At 48.9% G+C, this 231-nt stretch carries 1 protein-coding gene; it reads right to left on the minus strand.

Going from position 1 to position 231, the window contains the following annotated elements; genetic code table 11:
• Positions 1-46 precede the first annotated feature (46 nt).
• Entirely contained in the window at positions 47-223 is a 177-nt protein-coding gene (locus F0U47_RS22685) for a hypothetical protein (RefSeq protein WP_497463090.1), read from the minus strand.
• Positions 224-231: the final 8 nt, after the last annotated feature.

Below are 231 nucleotides of genomic sequence, written 5' to 3' on the forward strand. Positions count from 1 at the left end.
GGCTGCTCATTCTTATTGGTTCGTGGTCGAAACTTTATATTATAACTTAGAAAGCCTTTATACCCCAAGCGTAATGTTCGGGACTTCCGATTACTCTGCCGTTGTATCCCCAGGCCATGCGGTGACCCGAGGGCTCAACCGTCCTCGACAGTGTCAAAGCCTTGCTGTATTCACGGTTGTAGATGTAGAACAAGACGTCATTGTCGTACTTAGCGGGCTGCAGGTACCACT

This window comes from Nocardioides antri (assembly GCF_008373765.1).
Lineage (GTDB): Bacteria > Actinomycetota > Actinomycetes > Propionibacteriales > Nocardioidaceae > Nocardioides > Nocardioides antri.